The sequence below is a fragment of the Streptomyces sp. NPDC001933 genome, from assembly GCF_042890955.1.
Lineage (GTDB): Bacteria > Actinomycetota > Actinomycetes > Streptomycetales > Streptomycetaceae > Streptomyces.
Window position 1 is genome coordinate 21,486 of record NZ_JBIASS010000032.1, and the last position, 19,875, is coordinate 41,360.

General features: G+C 68.3%; 21 protein-coding genes and 3 pseudogenes. 16 read left to right on the plus strand and 8 right to left on the minus strand.

The genetic code is table 11. The annotated features are described in order from the left end of the window. The first annotated feature begins 296 nt into the window (after window positions 1-296). From ACFYY7_RS40230 to ACFYY7_RS40245, 4 genes are all read left to right on the plus strand, one after another. Complete coding sequence (locus ACFYY7_RS40230; RefSeq protein ID WP_388669842.1) at window positions 297-398, plus strand: hypothetical protein; 102 nt, start codon at window positions 297-299, stop codon at window positions 396-398. A 14-nt stretch (window positions 399-412) separates the two neighbouring features. Further along, on the plus strand, window positions 413-967 hold the full coding sequence (locus ACFYY7_RS40235; RefSeq protein WP_388669763.1) for a hypothetical protein: 555 nt from the start codon (window positions 413-415) through the stop codon (window positions 965-967). Window positions 968-1,937: 970 nt separating this feature from the next. After that, on the plus strand, window positions 1,938-2,432 hold the full coding sequence (locus ACFYY7_RS40240; RefSeq protein WP_388669766.1) for a hypothetical protein: 495 nt from the start codon (window positions 1,938-1,940) through the stop codon (window positions 2,430-2,432). Window positions 2,433-2,595: 163 nt separating this feature from the next. After that, complete coding sequence (locus ACFYY7_RS40245; protein ID WP_388669769.1) at window positions 2,596-3,717, plus strand: IS630 family transposase; 1,122 nt, start codon at window positions 2,596-2,598, stop codon at window positions 3,715-3,717. A 153-nt stretch (window positions 3,718-3,870) separates the two neighbouring features. Here the strand turns inward: ACFYY7_RS40245 and ACFYY7_RS40250 are convergent, their stop codons facing one another. Both ACFYY7_RS40250 and ACFYY7_RS40255 read right to left on the minus strand, forming a co-directional pair. Beyond that, entirely contained in the window at window positions 3,871-4,248 is a 378-nt protein-coding gene (locus tag ACFYY7_RS40250) for a nuclear transport factor 2 family protein (RefSeq protein ID WP_279569481.1), read from the minus strand. A gap of 105 nt (window positions 4,249-4,353) precedes the next feature. Next, window positions 4,354-5,268: an IS982 family transposase gene (locus tag ACFYY7_RS40255; protein WP_388669772.1), complete on the minus strand. Its 915-nt coding sequence runs from the start codon at window positions 5,266-5,268 to the stop codon at window positions 4,354-4,356. A 70-nt stretch (window positions 5,269-5,338) separates the two neighbouring features. Here ACFYY7_RS40255 and ACFYY7_RS40260 point away from each other — a divergent pair, with 70 nt between their 5' ends. Further along, window positions 5,339-5,728 (plus strand): hypothetical protein, encoded by a 390-nt coding sequence (locus tag ACFYY7_RS40260; RefSeq protein ID WP_388669775.1) that lies wholly within the window; start codon window positions 5,339-5,341, stop codon window positions 5,726-5,728. A 404-nt stretch (window positions 5,729-6,132) separates the two neighbouring features. Next, complete coding sequence (locus tag ACFYY7_RS40265; RefSeq protein WP_388669778.1) at window positions 6,133-7,032, plus strand: LysR family transcriptional regulator; 900 nt, start codon at window positions 6,133-6,135, stop codon at window positions 7,030-7,032. Between the two features lie 101 nt (window positions 7,033-7,133). Here the strand turns inward: ACFYY7_RS40265 and ACFYY7_RS40270 are convergent, their stop codons facing one another. After that, window positions 7,134-8,291, minus strand: a complete 1,158-nt coding sequence (locus ACFYY7_RS40270; RefSeq protein WP_388669781.1) for an MFS transporter — start codon at window positions 8,289-8,291, stop codon at window positions 7,134-7,136. 411 nt (window positions 8,292-8,702) lie between these two features. Between ACFYY7_RS40270 and ACFYY7_RS40275 the strand changes: the two genes are divergently transcribed. After that, window positions 8,703-9,455, plus strand: a complete 753-nt coding sequence (locus ACFYY7_RS40275; RefSeq protein WP_388669784.1) for a helicase associated domain-containing protein — start codon at window positions 8,703-8,705, stop codon at window positions 9,453-9,455. A 395-nt stretch (window positions 9,456-9,850) separates the two neighbouring features. On the opposite strand, the gene ACFYY7_RS40280 is transcribed toward ACFYY7_RS40275, so the two are convergent. Further along, entirely contained in the window at window positions 9,851-10,348 is a 498-nt protein-coding gene (locus ACFYY7_RS40280) for a tyrosine-type recombinase/integrase (protein WP_388669787.1), read from the minus strand. Window positions 10,349-11,117: 769 nt separating this feature from the next. After that, on the minus strand, window positions 11,118-11,558 hold the full coding sequence (locus tag ACFYY7_RS40285) for a hypothetical protein (protein ID WP_388669790.1): 441 nt from the start codon (window positions 11,556-11,558) through the stop codon (window positions 11,118-11,120). A 56-nt stretch (window positions 11,559-11,614) separates the two neighbouring features. Between ACFYY7_RS40285 and ACFYY7_RS40290 the strand changes: the two genes are divergently transcribed. The 4 genes from ACFYY7_RS40290 (at window position 11,615) to ACFYY7_RS40305 (ending at window position 13,757) form a co-directional block, all read left to right on the plus strand. Beyond that, the gene (locus ACFYY7_RS40290) at window positions 11,615-12,037 is read left to right on the plus strand and encodes a hypothetical protein (protein WP_266501908.1); all 423 of its coding nucleotides are present in this window, start codon (window positions 11,615-11,617) and stop codon (window positions 12,035-12,037) included. Next, window positions 12,034-12,810 carry a transcriptional regulator gene (locus ACFYY7_RS40295; RefSeq protein WP_388669793.1) on the plus strand — a complete coding sequence of 259 codons (777 nt, stop codon included), beginning with the start codon at window positions 12,034-12,036 and terminating at the stop codon, window positions 12,808-12,810. The genes ACFYY7_RS40290 and ACFYY7_RS40295 overlap by 4 nt, the downstream gene beginning before the upstream one ends. Window positions 12,811-12,848: 38 nt before the next feature. Then, on the plus strand, window positions 12,849-13,313 hold the full coding sequence (locus ACFYY7_RS40300; RefSeq protein WP_388669796.1) for a roadblock/LC7 domain-containing protein: 465 nt from the start codon (window positions 12,849-12,851) through the stop codon (window positions 13,311-13,313). A 69-nt stretch (window positions 13,314-13,382) separates the two neighbouring features. Further along, window positions 13,383-13,757 carry a hypothetical protein gene (locus tag ACFYY7_RS40305; protein ID WP_266501900.1) on the plus strand — a complete coding sequence of 125 codons (375 nt, stop codon included), beginning with the start codon at window positions 13,383-13,385 and terminating at the stop codon, window positions 13,755-13,757. 10 nt (window positions 13,758-13,767) lie between these two features. On the opposite strand, the pseudogene ACFYY7_RS40310 reads toward ACFYY7_RS40305, so the two are convergent. After that, window positions 13,768-14,016: pseudogene (locus ACFYY7_RS40310) on the minus strand (hypothetical protein); the annotation flags it as partial. A gap of 359 nt (window positions 14,017-14,375) precedes the next feature. Between ACFYY7_RS40310 and ACFYY7_RS40315 the strand changes: the two are divergent. Continuing rightward, entirely contained in the window at window positions 14,376-14,546 is a 171-nt protein-coding gene (locus tag ACFYY7_RS40315) for a hypothetical protein (protein ID WP_388669800.1), read from the plus strand. Window positions 14,547-14,833: 287 nt separating this feature from the next. Here ACFYY7_RS40315 and ACFYY7_RS40320 read toward each other — a convergent pair whose 3' ends face one another. Beyond that, window positions 14,834-15,451: a GNAT family N-acetyltransferase gene (locus ACFYY7_RS40320; protein WP_388669803.1), complete on the minus strand. Its 618-nt coding sequence runs from the start codon at window positions 15,449-15,451 to the stop codon at window positions 14,834-14,836. A gap of 195 nt (window positions 15,452-15,646) precedes the next feature. Between ACFYY7_RS40320 and ACFYY7_RS40325 the strand changes: the two genes are divergently transcribed. From ACFYY7_RS40325 to ACFYY7_RS40340, 4 genes and pseudogenes are all read left to right on the plus strand, one after another. Beyond that, window positions 15,647-16,231 (plus strand): winged helix-turn-helix domain-containing protein, encoded by a 585-nt coding sequence (locus ACFYY7_RS40325; RefSeq protein WP_388669806.1) that lies wholly within the window; start codon window positions 15,647-15,649, stop codon window positions 16,229-16,231. Beyond that, window positions 16,159-16,722 (plus strand): annotated as a pseudogene (locus ACFYY7_RS40330) (transposase); the annotation flags it as partial. The gene ACFYY7_RS40325 and the pseudogene ACFYY7_RS40330, both read left to right, overlap by 73 nt. 25 nt (window positions 16,723-16,747) lie before the next feature. Then, window positions 16,748-17,185, plus strand: a pseudogene (locus tag ACFYY7_RS40335) (ATP-binding protein); the annotation flags it as partial. A 497-nt stretch (window positions 17,186-17,682) separates the two neighbouring features. After that, window positions 17,683-18,873 carry an ISAs1 family transposase gene (locus ACFYY7_RS40340; protein WP_388669809.1) on the plus strand — a complete coding sequence of 397 codons (1,191 nt, stop codon included), beginning with the start codon at window positions 17,683-17,685 and terminating at the stop codon, window positions 18,871-18,873. A gap of 149 nt (window positions 18,874-19,022) precedes the next feature. On the opposite strand, the gene ACFYY7_RS40345 is transcribed toward ACFYY7_RS40340, so the two are convergent. Beyond that, window positions 19,023-19,862, minus strand: coding sequence for an NAD(P)H-binding protein (locus ACFYY7_RS40345; protein ID WP_388669812.1), 840 nt, complete (start codon window positions 19,860-19,862; stop codon window positions 19,023-19,025). Between the last annotated feature and the right edge of the window lie 13 nt (window positions 19,863-19,875).

Here is a 19,875-nt window from a genome sequence, read left to right on the forward strand (position 1 = left end):
ATGCAGTTGTCGCGGTGTCCGTTGTCTGTCCGTCCCCGTTCCGGTGAGCAGGTCCCATCCCTGACTGTGCAGGTCGCGCGGGCGAGTAATCCGGGCGGTACGACGGCGATGTGGGTGAGAGACCGGCTGGACGGGCTGTGGTGTGACGAGGACTTCGCGGGCTGGTACCCGCGCGACGGACGCCCGGGCGTCTCGCCCGCCCAGTTGGCCACCGTCTGTGTGCTGCAGTTCCTGCTCGTCTGTCGGACTGTCAGGCAGCGGAAGCGGTCCGCTGCCTGATCGATTTCAAGTACGCCCTGGCCATGGAGCTGGATGATCCCGGCTTCCATCACAGTGTGCTGGCCGACTTCCGCGAGCGCAGGCGACCGCGCCGATCGATCTGGCGCTCGCGCGCCTGAAGGAGGCCGGACTCGTGCGCGAGCGCACCATGCCGCGCACCGACTCCATCCACGTCCTGGCCGCGGTGCGCGATCTGACCCGGCTGGAACTGGTCACTGAGGCCATCCGTGCCGGGCTGGAAGAAGTGGCCCGCACCGCTTCGCACCTGCTGACCGGCCTGGTCGACGAGGACTGGGGGCGCCGCTACGGCCGACCGGTCCGTCTGGGCAAGAACTACACCCGGCCCAAGACCAGGATCCTCACCGCCGGCGACGACGCCTGCCGACTGCTGGAACGCCTCCACCGGCACGGACCGGGTTCCCGGCCCGGCCCACAGGCCGAGGCCCTGCGGCGGATCGTCGTCTCCCCCTACGACACCACGGCGCGCTATGCCCGTCACGGGCACATCATCAGTTGGAAGGGGTTCGCCGCACATGTCACCGAGACGTGTGCCTCCGACAGCACCAACGTGATCACGAACGTGGCCACCACCTCGGCCGCCACGAACGACGGCCAGGCCCTTCGCCTGAGGTGGATTCCCCGACCCATCTCCTACTGCCCAGTGGCTTGGCAGGCGCGCACCCACTGAGGCGGTGAGTCCCAGAAGAGGGCTTATGACCGACCTGACACAGCGAGACCAGGCTCCGAGGCTCCCTGCCCCCGCCGCGAACGATCAGACACTGAGCCGACGAACGTGTGTAGCGCACTGAAACTGCGGCTGCTCATCGCGTCGGTGGCTCTCCCTACTATCGCAGCGGCTGCCGTTGGGCTTGCACGGTGGTGCGATCAAGCCTGCCGGTGACTCACCCGATTCGGCTGTCCTCTTCGGACTGTGCGTCGCTTGCGATCCTTGCGGTCATGGCAGGGATCGGCCTTGTCGTCATTCAGCGGCGCCGCTCCGGCAGACGGCGAGGTCACCGCCCACCCCCTGACGGATCGCAGCGCCGTCCAGGGGCCAGAGGGCGTCCGCGTCGACTCTGCGCGAGTAACGCGGTCGGGGTCGGTCGCCCTTGTGGGAGAAGTACGGAACGCCCGTAGCCAGGGAGGAGACGCCTCGGGACCGTGAACTATCATGGGGGCTCACGTGGACGACTCGGGGATGGCACAGTATGAAGCCAGGAAGGCACGGGGCGGCTCTGCGCAGCGTCCAGGGCATCCTGGCCGCGGTCCTTGCGGTAGTCGCCATGATCTGTGTCGCCGGTCATGCTGCGCGGGGCGGATCCGGTGACGGAGTGGGCCAGCGTACGGTGAGCGACCCCCGGACAACAGCGAACCAGCGTCTGGATCCCGTGGCCGCCCCTGACCAGTCCACTCCCCCGTGCACCAAAAAGGCCATGGTGGAACCGAGTTCGAAACGCGCCGACCACAGCGCTCCGCACCCCGGCCCCGATCATGGGGCGGCCGTCACCCCTGCACTGTCCTCACCCGGGGCGGCGCTTCCCGCCCGCACCCTCCCCACGGGGCCCGCCCCGCCTCCACCTGCTGACCTGCTCTGCGTTCTGCGGATTTAGACGACCTCTGTGTCGTGTCATGAATCCTCAGAAACGGAGTACTCGTACATGTCTTCCTCCCCGCGCTCACTGAGCCAGGCGGGTCTCGCCCTGCGTGAATGGCGGCTTCGGCAATGGGCTACGGCTGGTGCCGGTGCGCTGCTGACCGCTTTGGCCGTCGGTACACCGACGGACGTGGTCCCCAACCCGTTCTTCTCCCGGTCGGTTCCTGTGCAGTGGTGGAACTATCCGGCACTCGCCGGCACGGCCGCTCTGGCTGGACTTGTTCTGGCCACCTACGTGCGCGCCCCCTCCGCCCTTGCGGCACCGAACCCGTCCGGCCCTCGACGTCTCGGGTGGCTCGGCGGATTCCTGTCGTTCATGGCGGTCGGCTGTCCAGTCTGCAACAAGGCTGTGCTGCTCCTCCTCGGAACCTCCGGAGCCCTCAGCTACTGGGCGCCACTGCAGCCGATGGTGGCCATCGCCTCCGTAGTGCTCCTCGCCGAAGCCGCCCTGCGCCGCCTGTCGGTCCAGTCGGCATGCCCGACGTCAGCCTCTGTCTGACGCTCGCCCCCTCCTTCTTTCTTTCCCATCCTCCGCATCAGCGGACCATCCTGGCCTCAGGTGTTCTCGTGGCCGCCTAGTGCTGTGACCGCATAGGTTCGCCGGGTTGGTCGTCGTGGCGGTTGGATGTGCGGTGACGTCCGATCCGACCGCTGGAGGCGCGGTGGCCGAGCCTGTCCGTGTGCGCAGACTGACCGACCAGGAGGGGCAGCGGCTGCAGCAGATCGTGCGCCGGGGCAGCACCAACTCGGTGCGCTATCGGCGCGCGATGATGCTGCTGGCCTCGGCCGGCGGGAATCGGGTGCCGGTGATCGCCCAGCTGGTGGCGGCCGACGAGGACACCGTGCGCGATGTGATCCACCGGTTCAACGAGATCGGCCTGGCCTGCCTGGACCCTCGGTGGGCGGGAGGCCGTCCCCGCCTGCTCAGCGATGACGACGAGGACTTCGTCGTCCAGACGGCCACCACCCGCCCCACCAAGCTCGGCCAGCCCTTCACTCGCTGGTCGCTACGCAAACTCGTCGCCTACCTGCGCACAGTCCACGGCCGAGTGATCCGTATCGGCCGCGAGGCGTTACGCGGCCTGCTCGCCCGCCGTGGAGTCACCTTCCAGCGCACCAAGACCTGGAAGGAATCCACCGACCCCGACCGCGAGGCGAAGCTGGACCGGATCGAGCACGTCCTGGACCGTTTCCCCGACCGGGTCTTCGCGTTCGACGAGTTCGGCCCACTCGGGATCCGGCCCACCGCAGGCTCGGGCTGGGCCGAACGGAAGCACTCCGACCGGTTGCCGGCCACCTACCACCGCACCCATGGAGTCCGGTACTTCCACAGCTGCTACTCGGTCGGCGACGACATGTTGTGGGGCGTCAACCGCCGCAAGAAAGGTGCCGCGAACACGCTGGCCGCACTCAAGTCGATCCGCGCCGCCCGGCCCGACGGCGCCCCCATCTACGTGATCCTGGACAACCTGTCCGCCCACAAAGGCACCGACATCCGCCGCTGGGCTACAAAGCACAAGGTCGAGCTGTGCTTCACCCCGACCTACGCCTCTTGGGCCAACCCCATCGAGGCCCACTTCGGACCGCTGAGGCAGTTCACCATCGCCAACTCCAACCACCCCAACCACACCGTGCAGACACGAGCCCTGCACGCCTGTCTACGCTGGCGCAACGCCAACGCCCGCCACCGCGACGTCCTGGCCGCCGAACGCAAGGAACGCGCCCCCATCCGAAGCGAGAAGGGCATCCGTCGGGGCGGACGCCCCCTCAACACCGCAGCCTGACCAACCGCGAACTTACACAGCCACAGCGCATCATCGGTCCGCTCGTGGCCAAGCGCGGACGACCGAAGCGTTGTGAAGATGATCTCGGCTGGGCAGACCCGGAGCCCCGAACGGGGCCGGTTCAGGAGAAGGACGGCGCCAGAGGAGAATGACTCAGGAGGCGGACGGCTCGATCTGCCCCGCGAAAACGATGACCTGGTCGATGAGGCTCCGCCGCAGATGGACGACGTCCGTTCCCGCCAGGCGGGGGCCTCCATCCGGCGTCGTGAAGACCCACTGGTACCGGGCCCACTCGTCCGGCATGTCCACCGCCGAACAGCGCACCATCGTGCCGGTCCCCGCGGGGTGGCGCCGGATGTCCAGCACGAACCGCTCGACCGCCTCGATCCCCTCACTGCGGCCCAACGGTCCCCAGAAGACCACGTCCGAGGTTAGGGCCTGGGAGAGCAGCGCAGTCACATAGCTGTCGTCCGAGGCGTTGAACGCGGAGATGAACGTGTCGATCGCGGACCGCGCGGTCTCTTCTTGCATGCACCAGTAATACCACTCGCCTCGCGGACCGCGCTCGTCCCGTGAGCCGTCGCCCGACCACGGTGAACCATCCCGGTCACAGCACTAGTGATCTAGTCCAAGGGGTCAGTGACCGTAGGCGATCAGTGAGCGTAGGACGGTTTGTCCGGTGGCGTCGTTGTGCCAGATCGCGGCGGTCAGCGCGAGGATGCGTTGCATGACGCGGGCTATGACACCTCCGGGTGTGCGCCCTCGGTGCCGTTCGAGGTCAAGCTGTCCCTTGAAGGTCTCGCTGATCGATTCGATGACCTCTCGCAGCGGCTTGAACAGGGCTGCGCCAGACCGTTCCCGTTCACCTTTACGGGCAGGCCGTAGCAACTGGACTCCATGCTCGGACAGTTCGCGTTCGAAACCACGGCCGAAGTAGTTCTTGTCGCCGATGAGAGTCTGTAGGGGGCGCTCTCGCAGAAGCTCGCATTCGGCTGCCAGGAGGTCAAGGAGGGTCTCGCGTTCGTCGGCCTTGGCCCCGGTCAGGGCGAAGGCGATGGGCAGGCCCTGAAGGGTGCAGACCAGGTACAGGCGCAGGCCCCAGAAGAAGCGGCTGTGGCTGGCGCAGTAGCCGTATTCGGCCCAACCTGCCAGGTCGGAGCGTTTGACGGTCTCGCGGGAGCGGCCGCATTCCACCGGGGTGGAGTCCACGACCCATACGTCGTCGCTCCACACCGAGGTGGTGGTGGCCAGGATCCGGTTGACGCTTCGCATCAGACCGGCGGCCTTGCGCAGCCGTTTGTTGTAGCCGGGCTGCTGGGGCAGGTAGGGGAAAAGGTGGCGCAGGTGGGCACGGGCATGGCGGAGCCATTTGGCCTCGGAGGTGTAGCCGAGTATGGCCTGCATCGTGGCGAGGGTGACCAGTTCGGCATCGCTCAGGCGGGGCGTAATGCCGACCGGCGGGCGCCACGGCGCCAGGTCGGGATGCTCCTTCAGCATGTCGTCGGTCGTCGCATAGAGTGCTGTCGCGAGGGTGTCCACGTCGTTCGTCACAAAACGATCTTGGACACCCTCGTTCTCGTCTTCGCAGGCACCCCTTGGACCACACCACCAGGAGGAACCAGTGTCGTACCCGCAGCTGCTCAGCCCCGAGGAGAAGCTCGCCGACGCGAAGAAGCTGTTGAGCCTCCCGCGTATCGTCGTGATCTGCGGCTCCACCCGCTTCATGACCGAGATGAACGAGGTCGATCTGCGGGAGACCAAAGCCGGAAAAATTGTCGTCAAACCGGGCTGTGACATGAAGTCGCCGCACGAACTTTGGTCCGATCCTGTCGAGGCCGCGGCGCTGAAGGTTCGACTCGACGATCTGCACCGGGCGAAGATCCGGCTCGCTGATGAGGTGCTCGTAGTCGGCGACTACATCGGAGACAGCACCCGAGCCGAAATCGCCTACGCCCGTTCACTGGGCAAGCCCGTGCGGTTCACGCACCCCGAAGTCGACCCTGACGCCTGACCGCCCGCTGCCACCTCGACAACCAGGGCCGGCAGCCCGCCGCCTGACCGTCTCGCGGTGGCTTCGGCCGCCGCCCACCCCACACCTTCCGCAGGCATCCCTTGGAATTGATCATCTAGAGGCGGAGGCGCTGTCGGGCCCCCTGGTGGTCAAGCTCGGCACCTGGCTCGACAACGTCTGCAAAGGCGCAGCCAAACTCCCCGAACAACGCCGCGCGGACCTCGACCAACTCGGGATGCGCTGGTAGATCGAGCGCGGCAGTGAACGTACGTATCGGCGAGACGCCGAGGAAGGCGGACACGGCATTTGCCGCGTTAACCCAGCTATCCCACCCCTGGCACCTCGTGGGGCGGATCGCCTCTCCCCGGACCGGGTGCCGTGCGACACCGGCGTAGAATGCGGAGGTGGATCGCACACCCCCATGGCCCGTAATTCCGGAGCTTCCGCTCCAGGAGCTTGAGTGTTTCTCCGTGCTGGTTCACCAACTCCATTTCGGCCGCACGGCCGAAATCCTGGGCGTGACCCAGGGACGCGTCTCCCAGCTGATCAAGCGCCTGGAGAATCGGGTGGGTGCTCCGGTGTTCGAACGGACCAGCCGCCGGGTCGAGCTGACCGATCTGGGGCGAGGGCTGGCCGAGCAGGTAGTTCCCGCCTTCCGCCAGCTTCGCGAGGGTTTCGACGCCGCCCGGGCTGCGGCGACGGACCGGCCCATGCGTGTGGGATTCCAGTGCGCCGTGTACGAGCCGGTCGCCAAGGCGATCGCAAACCTTCCCGAGGGTTCCGCCGAACTCGTCGAACTTTCGTGGGGGGACCCGTTCTCCTGCCTGAACCGGGCCGAGATTGACGTGGCCATCGTGCTCTCGCCCTGCCGCGAGAAAGGCCTCCGGCTCATGCTGGAGTTCTCGCGACAGCCGATGTACCTTGCCGTCTCCACCACACACCGCCTGGCCGCTGAGACGAGCGTCTCCGCCGGCGAACTGTCGGAACTGCCGCTGATCGAGCCGCGCGGCCCCGCCCCCGACTACTGGCGCCAGGTGAATGCGCCGACGCGGACGCGGAACGGGTTCGAGCTGACCTACCCGGCAGGCGCCAGCACGATTCAGGAGGGGCTCTCGACCGTAGCCAGCACCCGCCTCGGTCTGCTGCTGTGTGAAGCGAGCACGAGGTACGCCCCGCGGCCAGACATCCGCTACCTGCCGGCTCCCGACCTGGAGCCGACCACGCTGCTCGTCCTGCAGAGCGAACGGAAGCAGCACGGCCTGGCCGACAGGTTCGTCGAGCTCTTGGTGAAGAACGTGGACTGAAACGCCGTTGCCGTGTCGGCCGTAAGCGGAGCAGGTCTCCGCCCGTCGGAGGGACGTACCTTCGGATTGGCAGTTGTCCGTTCAGGGCAACAGACAGACCGTCAATGGCCAGCGGCATCCAGCTCCGGCCGCCGCGCGCGTGGAGCCGTCGGGCGAGGCCGCGAGACGGCGGCGACGATCAGCCCGGCCGCCGTGATCAGCGCCGCCGAGAGCAGGACAGCTCGGTTTCCCGCACGGTCGATGACGAGCCCGCCCGCGAACGCACCGAGAGCGATGCTTGCGTTGAACACGCCGGCCCACAGCGCGGCCGATACCTCAGTACGCGCGAGGCCGGCCGTGCGGACCCAGGTCTGCGTCGAGACCGAGACCCCGCCGTACGAGGCGCCCCAGATGACTAGCGCCATCAGCACAGCGACGGTGCTCGCGGTGGCGAACGGCAGCAGTGCTGCGGCCAGCGCGACGCCCGCCAGGGCGATCGTCACAGCCTCCTTCGTGTACCGGCCGGCCATGGGGCCGAGGGTGAAGTTTCCGGCGACGCCGGCCAGGCCGTAGACGAGCAGGCAGCTCGCGATCAGGCCGGCGCTCATGCCCGCGTCCAGCTCAAGGACCGGGCGCACGTACGTGTAGCCGGTGAAGTGGCCGAGCACGGCCAGCCCCGTGATGACCAACCCGACCGCGACGCCGCGGTTTCTCAGCGCGTCGACGATTCCGTCGAGGCGGCTCCGATGGTGAACCGGGAGAGACGGAAGCGTGAGGACCAGGACGCCGGTGGCCACCGCACCGACGAGTGCGAGTGCCCAGAACGTGGCACGCCATCCGAGGAGCGCCGCAATGAGGGTCCCCAGCGGCACGCCGAGAACCGAGGCGATGGAGACCCCCGAGAAGATCAGCGTGGTGGCAAGCGCGATTCGTGGTCCGTCGACGAGTCGCGGGCCCAGTCCTGCGGCGAGTCCCCACACGACGCCCATCGCAATGCCGAGAAGGATCCTGCTAGAAGCCAGGACCAGGAAATTGGGCGCGATCGCGGTCAGCGCATTCGCCAATGACAGCAGAACCATGAAGGTGACAAGTACCCCTTTGCGATCACGGAGCCCGATGAGCGCGGGTGCGAAGGGGGAGACGGCCGCGGCAATGATCCCGCTAATTGTCAAGGAAAGGCCGGCGACACCGTCGGAGACGGAAAGGGCCTCCGACATGGGTGTCAGCAGACCCACCGGCATCATTTCGGAGGACACCACGGTGAACGTGCTGAGTGCCACGGCGATGACCGGTGACCAGCGAGGTGTCCCACTGTCCGCTGTGGGGGGTGTGAGAGCTTCCGTATTTTTCATATGGCCAGCTCACCACCCCCTTTCGTGGCCGAACAAGATCGATGATCTCATCCACTCATTACCCCGACTCATCGATCGGGGGAACCGGGCCTGCTCGAGCATCGCCGACCTGTGCAGCAGCAGTACCGTCCGAACGCCTGACCAGTCACAAGTCCACCACCGCGGCCATTCGGGCTTGCCCCCCTCATCAGGAGATGCTGCCGAAACTGCTCCACCCTTCAGGCGCCTCGCACGCGCTCACCGCCGGTCCCACGCCAGCCTGCGAAGCCGTCGTCCACTACATCGAACAGGACCAGGACGCTTCAGCGGGCTCCGGTCGTCCATTCCCGGGACACCTGGGTGCCGGCCGGGTTCCCGCTCGGGACCTGGCTCGCCGCCCAACGGAGAACCCACAAAGCAGGGCGCCTGGATCCGGGGCGGGTCGAACAGCTCGACGGGCTGGGCATGGTCTGGTCGCACCAGGACATCGCGTTCGAGGAAGGCCCCACAGCCGCCCGCGCCTGGGCGAAGGTGCACGGGCACCTGTTGACGCCCGCGACCGCGATCCGGGGCGGATACCCCGTCGGGACCTGGGTCAAGAACCAGCGCTTCGCCGCCCGGGCAGCGGATCAGATTGCGCAGCGGCGGCAGGCCGGCCTGGCTGTCGAGAGCAGTGCGGGTGCGTTGACCGAGGCGCGGCGCGCGGCGCTGGAAGAGATCGACCCGGGATGGTGCCCGGTCTGGGACACGGGATGGCAACGCTGCTTCCGCCTCGTGCAGAACCTGCTCCAGGACGGCGGGGCCCTGCCGGTGGTGGTCGGCAAAGTGATCGTGCAGGGCGAGAACCTCGGGAGGTGGGTCGCGGCGCAGCGACACGGGTGGGAACAGCTCCTGCCCGCGCAGCAGTGGTTGATGGAGAACGTGATCGGGATCGAACCCGCCGAGCAAGCAGAACGGCCGGTGAAACGGACGCAGGACGACATGTGGGCGGTCAATCTGGCAGCGGCACGGCAGTTCCATGCACGTGAGGGGCATCTTCGGGTGCCTCGGAAGCATGTTGAGGAACTGGAGGCGGTGGCGGTCCCGACAGGCCGTCAGGAGTCGCGGGCCTGAACCTGATCGTTGCGTCCACCACCGCCTCGTCGGCAGACACGGACAGCCGCAACAGTGCCAGCAGATCCAGCCTGATCGAACTGATCCACTTTCTGCTCGGGGCGCGGGCGACAAACACCGCGCTCGCCATGAACAAGGCGCTGCGGCACATCACATTCAATCTCGAGATGGACTGGCCGGTCCTGAGTAGGCCGCTCAGTGTCCGCCGCAGCGGGCAGCGTGCCGGATTCGTGACGCTGAGCGAGGACGTAACCGGGGCGGACGACGGCGCCAATTCCAGCCCGCCTCGGTCAGGAAGTCCTCGCCGATCATGGACCACAGGAAGGCGGTCAGCTCGGCGTCGGAGGCGTCCGACCCCGGGGCCGGAGCTGTGACCACGGGCGTGAGCAGGCCCCTCATCGGACACCGCCGGTCAGCTCGCGAGGCGAGGGCACCGCGTCCACCGCGTCCCGCAGGCGGTCCGGAGCCGGTGTCAGGTATGGCTCCGCACTGGACAGCCGAGAGTGGTCCAACAGAGCGGCGATCTCGTCCTGGCCGCCGCCCGCGTCCGCGAGGTTGCTGCCAGCCGCCCGGCGCAGCATGTTCCGGCTCAGCCCAGCGCGCTTAGACAGCCGCCCGAACAACTCGGTGATCGAGTCGGTGGTCATCGGGGCGCCGAGGGGCTCGGCGAACAGGTTCACCAGCACGAAGTCGCTGCCTGGGCCATGCGGCAGCGCCATCCGCTCCATCACGTACTGGTCATAGGCGAGGACCACCAGGCGGTCGACGGGCTTCCAACGGCCCGGCGCGGCGGACGTCTGCCGCTTGGCCCAGGCCCCGTTGACGTTGTCCCGCCGCAGCGTGTGCAGGTAAGAGCCCCGTTTCGGACAGCCGAGCGGTGTCGATTCCGGCATGAAGTGCATGTCCTCCCGGCGCAGACCGGCCGCGCCTCCCGGCCGCAGCCCGGCCCGGCCCGGCCGAGCAGCAGCAGCACGATGAACCGGTCCCGGGCGGTGCGGCAGGCAAGGAACAACTCCACGATCTCCCGGTCAGTGGCCCGCTCGCCCTTCTTGCGCGGGACCTGCACCCGATGTCGCGGCCGCATCCGGTAGCCGGTCAGCTCCTCCCCGCGAGCCTCTTCGGGCAGGTCCCATGACTCCGCCACCTCGTAGAGCTGGGCCATCACGGACGAGGGCACCGTCTTGGCCGTGATGCCGTGCAGCAGGAACTGCCGTACCCCCGTGAGCACGTTCCGGATCCGGGCCGGCTCGCGCACGACCTCAGCCCCCGGCCCCGGATACACCAGCCCGTTCCCCATCGGCCGCTCGATGCCCGTGACCGTCTTCGAGCCGAACTTCAGCCAGACGATGAACAGCCCCAGCTCTTCAGCTGCCACCCGCCAGTCACGGCCTGTCCGTATGAACCACCGCAAGTAGAGCGCAATGTGCCCGGCATACGTACGGGTCGTCAACTCGGCCTGGTCTCTGCCGAACCGCACGTACCGCAGGAAGGCGTCTGCCTCCGGGACCACGGCCAGGTCGTCATCCAGCACGGTCCAATAGCGGACACCGGATGGGAGTTGAACAGGAAAGGCCCGCACGGGTCTCCTCCGATCTCATGTGCAACGTGTCGCAACAACCGCGACAGCCCGAGAGATACTAGAGAAGACCCTTGGTCACACCATTAGTGCGACATCACACCACACGCAGAGAAGCCCGAGAGAACGACGTGCAGAATCCTCGTTCTCCTGCCCCCGGCCACCGCACGCTGCGCCGCGTTGTGTTTGCCGACGAGGCCGTCGAACCCTCCGCCGGAGAAGCAGGCGATTCCGAAGCCGGAGCCGAGCCGTGCGAGTTGCGGCACCATGCCGGCTGTCTCGCACCACAGCTCCAGCCGGACCGGCTGCCCCGCCTGCCGGTCGGCCCGGTAGCCGTCCGCAGCCGCTTTCACGGCAGTCCAGAAGTCGGGCGGGCCGGTGAACGATTGTGGGGCCTGGACCGCAACCTGGGTGTCGTCCCGGATCGCTTCCCAGCCGATCCGGCCCGAGCGGCGGGTCCGGCCCGCCCTCCGAAGATCTCTTGCGCATGTACCCATGGAAAATGCCAGAACCGCCACCTGGGGCAAGCACGTTGCGTAGCCTCTGGGTCACAGCCGTACGCCATGTCGGGAGGGGATTGCGCGTGCCCGGAATCGACGAGTGCCTGCTCGAAGTCATGAGGCTGCCCGGCGCCCGCGGCGCCGCGGTGGTCGACTGGACGAGCGGCCTCGCCCTCGGCACCATCGGCGAATCGCCCAACGGCGACCACGAGGCGACCGCCGCGGAGACGGCCGAGGTCGCGCGGATGGCGGCCGAGCAGCCCGCCTTCGCACGGGAGGCCACCGAACCGCCCACCGCGTTACCCGAAGGGGCAGTCGAGGGAGCGCCGCCCCCGGTCGAAGACGTCATCGTCACCACCCGGGCCGGGTACCACATCCTCCGTTTCGTCGAGACGGCCTTCGACAGCAGCGTCTTCGTCCATCTCTGGCTCGACCGCGCGGAGGGCAATCTGGCCCTCGCCCGGATACGGCTGGGCGAGATGGCCCAGCGTCTGGTCCTGGCATGAGAACCGCCCCCGCCCCGGTCGCGCCCCTCTCCCCCATGCTGCAGCGCCTCGCCGCCGAACGCGCCACCGGCGCCCTGATGCGCGACCGCGGCACCCTGTACCTCGCCGAGGGCCAGGTGGTGCACGCCGAAAGCCCCGCGACACCCGGTATCGACGTCCTGCTCACCACGGGCGGCGCCCTGCACCGCGACGGCTGGTGGGAGGCGGTCGCCAGGGCGGGCGCCGGGCAACGGGTCGGCCGCTATCTGGTGGACAGCGGGCGGGTGCCGGGCGGGGCGCTGGAGCTGTGCCACCTGGGCGCGCTGTACGACGCGGCGTTCTTCGCACTCGCCCCCACCCGGACCCCGGCCCGATTCCGCTACGGGGTCTCCCACTGGATCGGCCCCGTCCGCCCCGTCCCCGTCGATGCCGTGCAGCGCGAGACGCTCCGGCGCCGGGAGCTGCTGGAACGGATCTGGCCCGACGCGGTGACCGACAGCGCACCGCTCGTACGGACGGGCCGCGCCGTCGACGCACCCGTTCCGCCGGGCCGGCGCCGCGTGCTCGATCTCGTGGACGGGGCACGCACCGCATCGGACATCGCCCAGGAGCTGGGCAGGCCGGCGTTCCATGTCCTGGTCGATCTGCACCGCCTGGCCGCGGCCGGACTGGTCGAAGCGGTACGGGAGCTGTCGGCCGCGGCCGCCCCCGGCCGGATCGCGCTTCCGGAGGTCACGGCCGACCCCGACGTCGCGCTGCTGCGCCAGCTCCGAGACGCATTGGAGGCCCTGTGATACGCGCGCTCAGACAGCGTGCCGGGAGGAGACAGCTGATGGTGCCCGAGGCCGAAGCGCAGGATGTGCTGGCCGAACTCCAAAGACTACGGGCCCGGGTCCCGCTCCTCTCCGGTGCTCTGGCGGCCAGCACCGATGGTCTCGTCCTGGCCCATGACACGCCGGGCGTGGAGGCGGAGGGCGTCGCCGCACTGACCGCGGCCGCGCTCGGCGTCGCGATCCGGATGACGGACGCGACCGGCCGGAGCGGCTTCCGCGAACTTCTCGTACGGGGCGGGACCGGCTACATCGCGACGTACGCCGCAGGCTCCTCGGCCGTCCTCACGCTGCTGGCCGAGGACCGGATCAACGTCGGCAGGCTCCATCTGGAGGGCCGCCGGGCAGGCACCCGCATCGGCGAACTGATAGACGCCGCGCTGGAACGCGCCGCACACCCGGCACCCCAGGCCCACGCCCCCGAGCCGCCCACCCCGCGGCCCGGCCCGCTGCCGCGCCGCACGTAACACCACATGCCCCGCAGACAACCCAAGGATCCGGTCGACCCGGCCGGCCAGGAAAGGAAACGAGCACGCATGTCGAACACCGAAGCGTCACTCAAGGAAGCGATGACGTCGATCGAGGGCACCCTCGGTGTCGCCCTCGTCGACTACACCAGCGGAATGGCGCTGGGCACCCTCGGCGGCGGCAAGGACTTCAATCTGGAGGTCGCGGCCGCGGGCAACACCGATGTCGTACGCGCCAAGCTCCGCACCATGGAACACCTCGGCCTCCAGGACGAGATCGAGGACATCCTGATCACACTCGGCGGCCAGTACCACCTGATCCGGCTGCTCAAGGCCCGAGGCAGCAACGGCCTTTTCCTGTACCTGGTGCTGGACAAGGGCCGCGCCAACCTGGCGATGGCCCGCCACCAGCTGAAGCGGATCGAGGCCGAACTGGAGGTCTGACCCGGCGGCCTCAGCGCCGACGCCGCGCCCCGCCGGGCGCGGCGTCACCCGCCATCGGCCCGGTCGTCCGATACCCCTTCACCCGCTTGCCCGCGGGCCGGCCGCGCTCCCCCCAGTCGGTCCGCACCCAGTACAGGGCGTCGTCCCGGCGCTCGCGCTGCCCGATCCGGATGGCCTTGATCCAGAGTCCGGCCCCCGCACCCGCGAGCACCAGCCCGCCGGCCCCGGGCAGCAGGAACGCGCTCGCCACCGCCGCCAGGGGGGTGGCGTGCGAGCGGGAGCGGGTCGAAGCGGAGAGGCGAACGGCGGCGGCTGAGGTCCTGGGCGGGGTGTTTCCGCTGTCGGACCGTGCGTGCCGGCTGGCGTTGAGAGCGGTGATGGCGGCCGCCCGGGGTGCGGAGGCGGCGGGGTGCGTGTGGGGCATTGGGGGGGCGTGGGCTGCACGCTGACGGCGGCGCAGGGGGTGGTGGGGCGCGTCGACGGGGTGGAGTGGTCCGTGCTGGTTCCGGGAAGACAGGTGGCCTTCCATCCTCAGGCGGCTGGCCTGCCTGGGGGAGGAAAGGTCGCCGCGATGCGTGGCAGGCGTGCGGAGGCGGCGGTGCGTGTGGAGGTGGTGGCGTGAGCACGTACGGAGGCTGGGGGCAGGGGGAGGACGAGGAGGAAGTGGTCTGGCAGCTGGCCCGGCTGCTGAAGACGCGGGCGTGGCTGGTGGGCGGGCGGGACGATGCGGCGAGGAGGTCGCGGACCCGGTCCTTGGCCACGCAGCGTGCGCAGGAGCCGTCGGCGTAGATGTTGCCGGGGTAGCCGCAGCGGCGGCAGGCGAAGTCGATTTCAGTGCCGGAGCACGGACCGCAGATGTTCTTCCCGTCCCCCGTCCCTCCGACGAGCGTGCGGAGGGTGCCGCACTGGGCGCAGGGGGCCGGGTGGCGCTTTCGGCACTGGTAGCACGTCTGGCGGCCCACGCCGAGAACCTCGACCTCCGCCGCGAACTCGCCCGCCGCGGCAGAGACACCCCACCGCCACAAGCCCGAGTCATCGGACCCTGCTGATGCCCTGCCCAGCAGAATACGGCGTCATCACTGGGCAGCCTTCGGATGGCCGCGGTGACGCTCCCATTCGGGAGCGAGGATCGACATCACGATGTCGTCCACCCACGCACCTTCATACAGCAGCGCGTCGCGTCGGACGCCCTCCACGACGAACCCCGCCTTCTCATAGACGCGTCGGGCACGCGGGTTGAAGGCGAACACCCCAAGCGAGATCCGGTGCAGACCGAGGTCCTCGAAGCCATAACCGACGATCAACCGCGCCGCTTCGGTCCCGAACCCCCGGCCTTGGCCCGCCGCAGCCAGCGCGATCCGGAAGTTGCAGCTGTGGTTGCCGCTGTCCCACTCGTTGAGCACCGCCTCGCCCACGCAGGCGCCGGTCGCCCGCTCGACGACGGCCAGGTCCAGCCGGTCCGCTTGCTCGTGGCGGGTGCCATACCACGCATGCATCCGTTCCTCAGCGGCCTCGTCCCAAGGCTCACGATCTGCCGATCCATGGTTGCTGCCGGTCAGGCGGCCCACCTCCGGATCCTGGAGCAACGAGCGAAGCACGGAAGCGTCCTGGTCCATGAGGAACGGGCGCAGGAGCACCCTCTCCCCAACAATCGTGGGTTTGACGGAAAAGTCTGCCTGCGCATGATCACTCACGAAGCGATTCTCAACGCAGCTGGGTGTCTCGGCAAACGAGTTCCTCGGGCCACCTCACATCAAACGAAGGAACGTCATGGCCAGCCATGTTGAGCGGTATCAGTAATCAAACCAGCGATACTGACTTCGGCTCGTTGGGGTGAACTTTCTCGAAGTCCCGGAGGGGCCTGGTGTGGTGGCTGTATTCGGTGGTGGATGAGGTATGCGGATAGGGGCGGGCTGACTGCTGCGGGTCGGCTGCGCCGGGAGTCGGTACGACTGCAGGCGGCTGAGCTGTTCGAGCACGGCATCAAGCCGCTGGAGGTGGCACAGCGTCTACGGGTGAGCCGGAAGTCGGCCTATCAGTGGCACCAGTTGTGGCGGGAGGGTGGTGTGCGGTCTCTGGCCTCCCATGGCCCGAGCGGATCCCGATGCCGTCTGTCCGAGCGCTGTCTGGACAAGCTGGCCGCGTATCTCGAGCAGGGCCCGGCCGCGCACGGCTGGGTGGAGGACCAGGTGTGGACCGCGGCAAGCGTCGCCACGCTGATCGGCAGGAAGTTCCACATCTCCTACAGCGTCTCCGGCGCAACGAGGCTGATGCACCGACTCGGCTTCAGCCCACAGGTCCCCGCGCGACGGGTCGCCGAGCGCGACGAGCAGGCCGTCACCGTCTGGAAGGAGGCGACCTGGGACGAGGTAAAAGAACCCGGGCGGCCTGCGGGGGCTACATCTGCTTCGAGGACGAGGCAGGCTTCACCCGCAGGCCGCCCAAAGGACGCACCTGGGGCCGGCGCGGAGTGACTCCGCAGGTGACGGTGAGCGGGCGACGCTCGGGACGGCTGCCGGTGGCCGGACTGCTTGCCATGCGGCCCGGTTCCCGCACCCGTCTGTGCCACCGCCTGCGTACCCACCCCGCCGGCAGAGGCAAGCGCCGCAGCATGAGCGAGCGTGACTTCATCGCACTGATCGACGGTGTCCACCAACTCGTCAAAGCGCCGATCGTGCTCGTCTGGGACCGCCTGAACACCCACGTCTCCCACGCCATGCGTGAGCTGATCGCCGAGCGTGCATGGCTGACGGTGTTCCTGCTGCCCGCCTACTCGCCCGACCTCAACCCCGTCGAGTGGGTCTGGGCACACGTCAAACGCAGCCTGGCCAACCTCGCCGTCGTCGCCCTCGACCGCCTGGAAACGCTCGTCCGCAACCGGCTCAAACGCCTCCAGTACCGGCCCGACACGCTCGACGGCTTCATAGCGGGCACCGGCCTGACCCTCGACAAACCAGCGTCACCTTGCCGATCCGAAGTCAGTAACGGGCGGGGTCGGCAAGACCCACATCGCCGTCGCTCTCGCGGTCGCGGCCTGCCGGGCCGGCTACTCGATCTACTTCACCAGCCTCGACGACATGGTCCGCAACCTCAAAGCCGCCGAGGCCGCCGGCCAGCTGACGAACAAGCTCGGCACCTACCTGCGGCCCAGCGTTCTCGTGCTCGACGAGGTCGGCTACCAGCCCCTCGAACGAGCCGAGGCGAACCTGGTCTTCCAGGTCATCTCCAAGCGTTACGAGAAGGGCTCGATCATCCTGACCTCGAACAAGACCTTCAGCGAATGGAGCCAGGTCTTCGGTGACGAGGTCCTCGCCACAGCCATCCTCGACCGCCTCCTCCACCACTGCGAAGTGATCTCCATCAACGGCCCCAGCTACCGGCTCAAGAACCGCCTCAAGGCCATCGAGCGAGAGAACGACGTGGCCTGACAGCTGGGGACGTTCGCCCGTAAGCAACTGGGGAGGAACGTGGCTCTGGCAAGATTTTCGTAGCCGGAGATCATCTCGGAGGGACGGTCGGCCGGTCCGCGTAGTGGGCAGACTGCAGCTGTGCTCTTTTGAAATGGCAAGCCTGTTACCGCAGTTGGTCAATGTGCTGGTGGTCTCGACCGATGTCTCCGATGCTGTCGTGACGGTCCGCGCCCGCACGAGGTCCGGTGTTCCAGAGGGATGTACGGGATGCGGCCAGCCCAGCACGTAGTGTCACAGCCGTTATGTACGGCGCCTCGCCGACATCACTCTTGGAGGCCGGCCTCTGCGCATCGACTTGTCCGTACACCGCTTGTACTGCGAGAGCCCGACTTGTCAGGGCTTCGGCGCAGTTGCGTCACGTCCGGTTCCTGGCGATCTGCCAGTTCCCCGAACGTGACAGGCCGAGCTTCCAAGATCATGGAGTTCTTGACGTCCCGTGATCCGAGTGGAAGACCGTGCCTGCTGACACGCCATCGCTGATCCCGCTTGCACTTGACCAGCTCCACAAGCACTCCGAGGTGCGGTCCGAGGAGGTCCCGGGGCTGATGGAGCGGTTGGCCGAGGTGCCCGACCCGCGTGATCCGCGCGGAGTGCGCCACCGCCTGGCCGTCGTGCTTGCGCTGACCGCGTGTGCCGTGCTGGCCGGAGCGACATCGCTGCTGGCGGTCGGCGAGTGGATCGCCGACGCCCCGGCGCACGTGCTAAGACAGGTCGACGCCCGTCCCGATCCGCTCCTGCCCAAGCGGGCCCTGCCCGCTGAGACAACCGTCCGCCGACTGCTGGCCCGCATCGACGGCGACGCCCTGGACCGAGCGGTCGGGCGCTGGCTCGCCGATCGCCGCCCGAAGCCGACGGGGACCGCCGGGCTGCGCGGCCTGGCTGTGGACGGCAAGAGCCTGCGCGGTGCGGCGAAGGCGAAAGGCCGCAAGATCCACCTGCTTGCCGCGCTGGAGCACACCACCGGCCTGGTCCTGGCCCAGCTGGACGTCGGCGAGAGGACCAACGAAATCGCCTGCTTTCAGCCGCTGCTGGACACCGTCGCCGACCTGGCCGGAGTCGTGGTCACCAGCGACGCGATGCACACCCAGCGCGAGCACGCCGACTACCTCCTGGGCCGGGGTGCCCACTACATCGTGATCGCCAAGGGCAACCAGAAGAAGCTGCGCAGACAGCTCAAGTCCCTTCCCTGGAAGGACATCCCGCTTCAGGGCCGCGTCCAGGGCGTCGGCCACGGCCGCTCGGAGATCCGTCGGATCAAGGTCGCCACCGTGAACAACCTCCTCTTTCCCGGCGCCTGCCAAGCCGTCCAGATAAAGCGCCGCCGCACCGACCGCAAGACCGGCAAGACCACCGTCAAGACCGTCTACGCCGTCACCAGCCTGTCCACCGAGCAGGCCACCCCGGCCCAGCTCGCCCGACTCGTCCGCGACCACTGGATGATCGAGGCCCTGCACCACATCCGCGACACCACCTTCGCCGAGGACGCCTCGCAGGTGCGGACCGGCAACGCACCCCGCGCCATGGCCACCTGGCGCAACCTCGCCATAGGAGCCCTACGAGCAGCCGGAGCGAAGAACATCGCAGCCGGCCTCCGCCACAACGCCCGCGACCCCCGTCGCCCCCTCGCACTCCTCGGCCTCGGATGATCAGTGTGGTTCTTCGGGTTCGACTCGTAGATGCTGATGTCGTCGCTCTCGTTTTCTCCGGGCTCTCGTATGAGGGATGAACCAGGAGGACGTTCCCGGGCGGCAGGCGGTCAGCGGATCACTTTGTTGCTGGCGATGCGGGTCTGTGCTCAGTCGCTCCACGCTCCGACGGACGCTTTCACGTAGTCGGAGAAGTCACGCGGCTGCCGGCCCAGTGCGCGCTGTACTCCGTCAGAGATGTAGCTGTCCATTCCGCGCCGGATCGGGCTCACCGCCTCCGCGTAGTCTTCCGCCTCGGCGGCCGGCCATCCCTGTCCGGTGAGTTCAGCGACGAACGCTTCGGGGGACAGCGGGACGTAGCGGATGTCACGGCCGGTGGCCTGGGAGATCTCGGCGATGGCTTCGGCGATGGTCAGGGCCCGAGGCCCGGAGAGTTCGTAGGTCTGCCCGCCGTGGCCGTCCTCGGCGAGTGCTGCGACCGCGACTGCGGCGATGTCCTCGGCATCGATAAAGGAGGCCGCGCCGTCCCCGGCCGGCAGCCTCAGCTCACCGGCGAGGATCGCGTCCAGGAAGATGCCCTCGCTGAAGTTCTGTGCAAACCAGGCGGGTCGCAGGATCGTCCACGTGATACCGCTGTCGCGCACCGCGCGCTCACCGTCCACGTGTGTGGCGCCGGCGATGCTGGCCTCGCCGGAGTATCCCGGCACATCCACACCGCGCCCCGACAACAGTACGACGCGCTCGACACCGAGCTCGACGGCGCGCTCGATGAAGGGGCGGGTGAGAAGCTCCCCATCGATCGGCACGAGGTACACCGCCTTCACGCCCTCCAGCGCGGAGTCCCATGTGGCGCGGTCGAGCCAGTCGAATTGCGGCTCGCCGGAGCGCGATGCCACGCGGACCGGAGCCCCCTGCGCTCGCAGTCGGGACACGACCCGGCTGCCGGACTTGCCCGTGCCGCCAGTTACCAAAATCGGATGCTTGGTCATGAGGCCAGTCAAG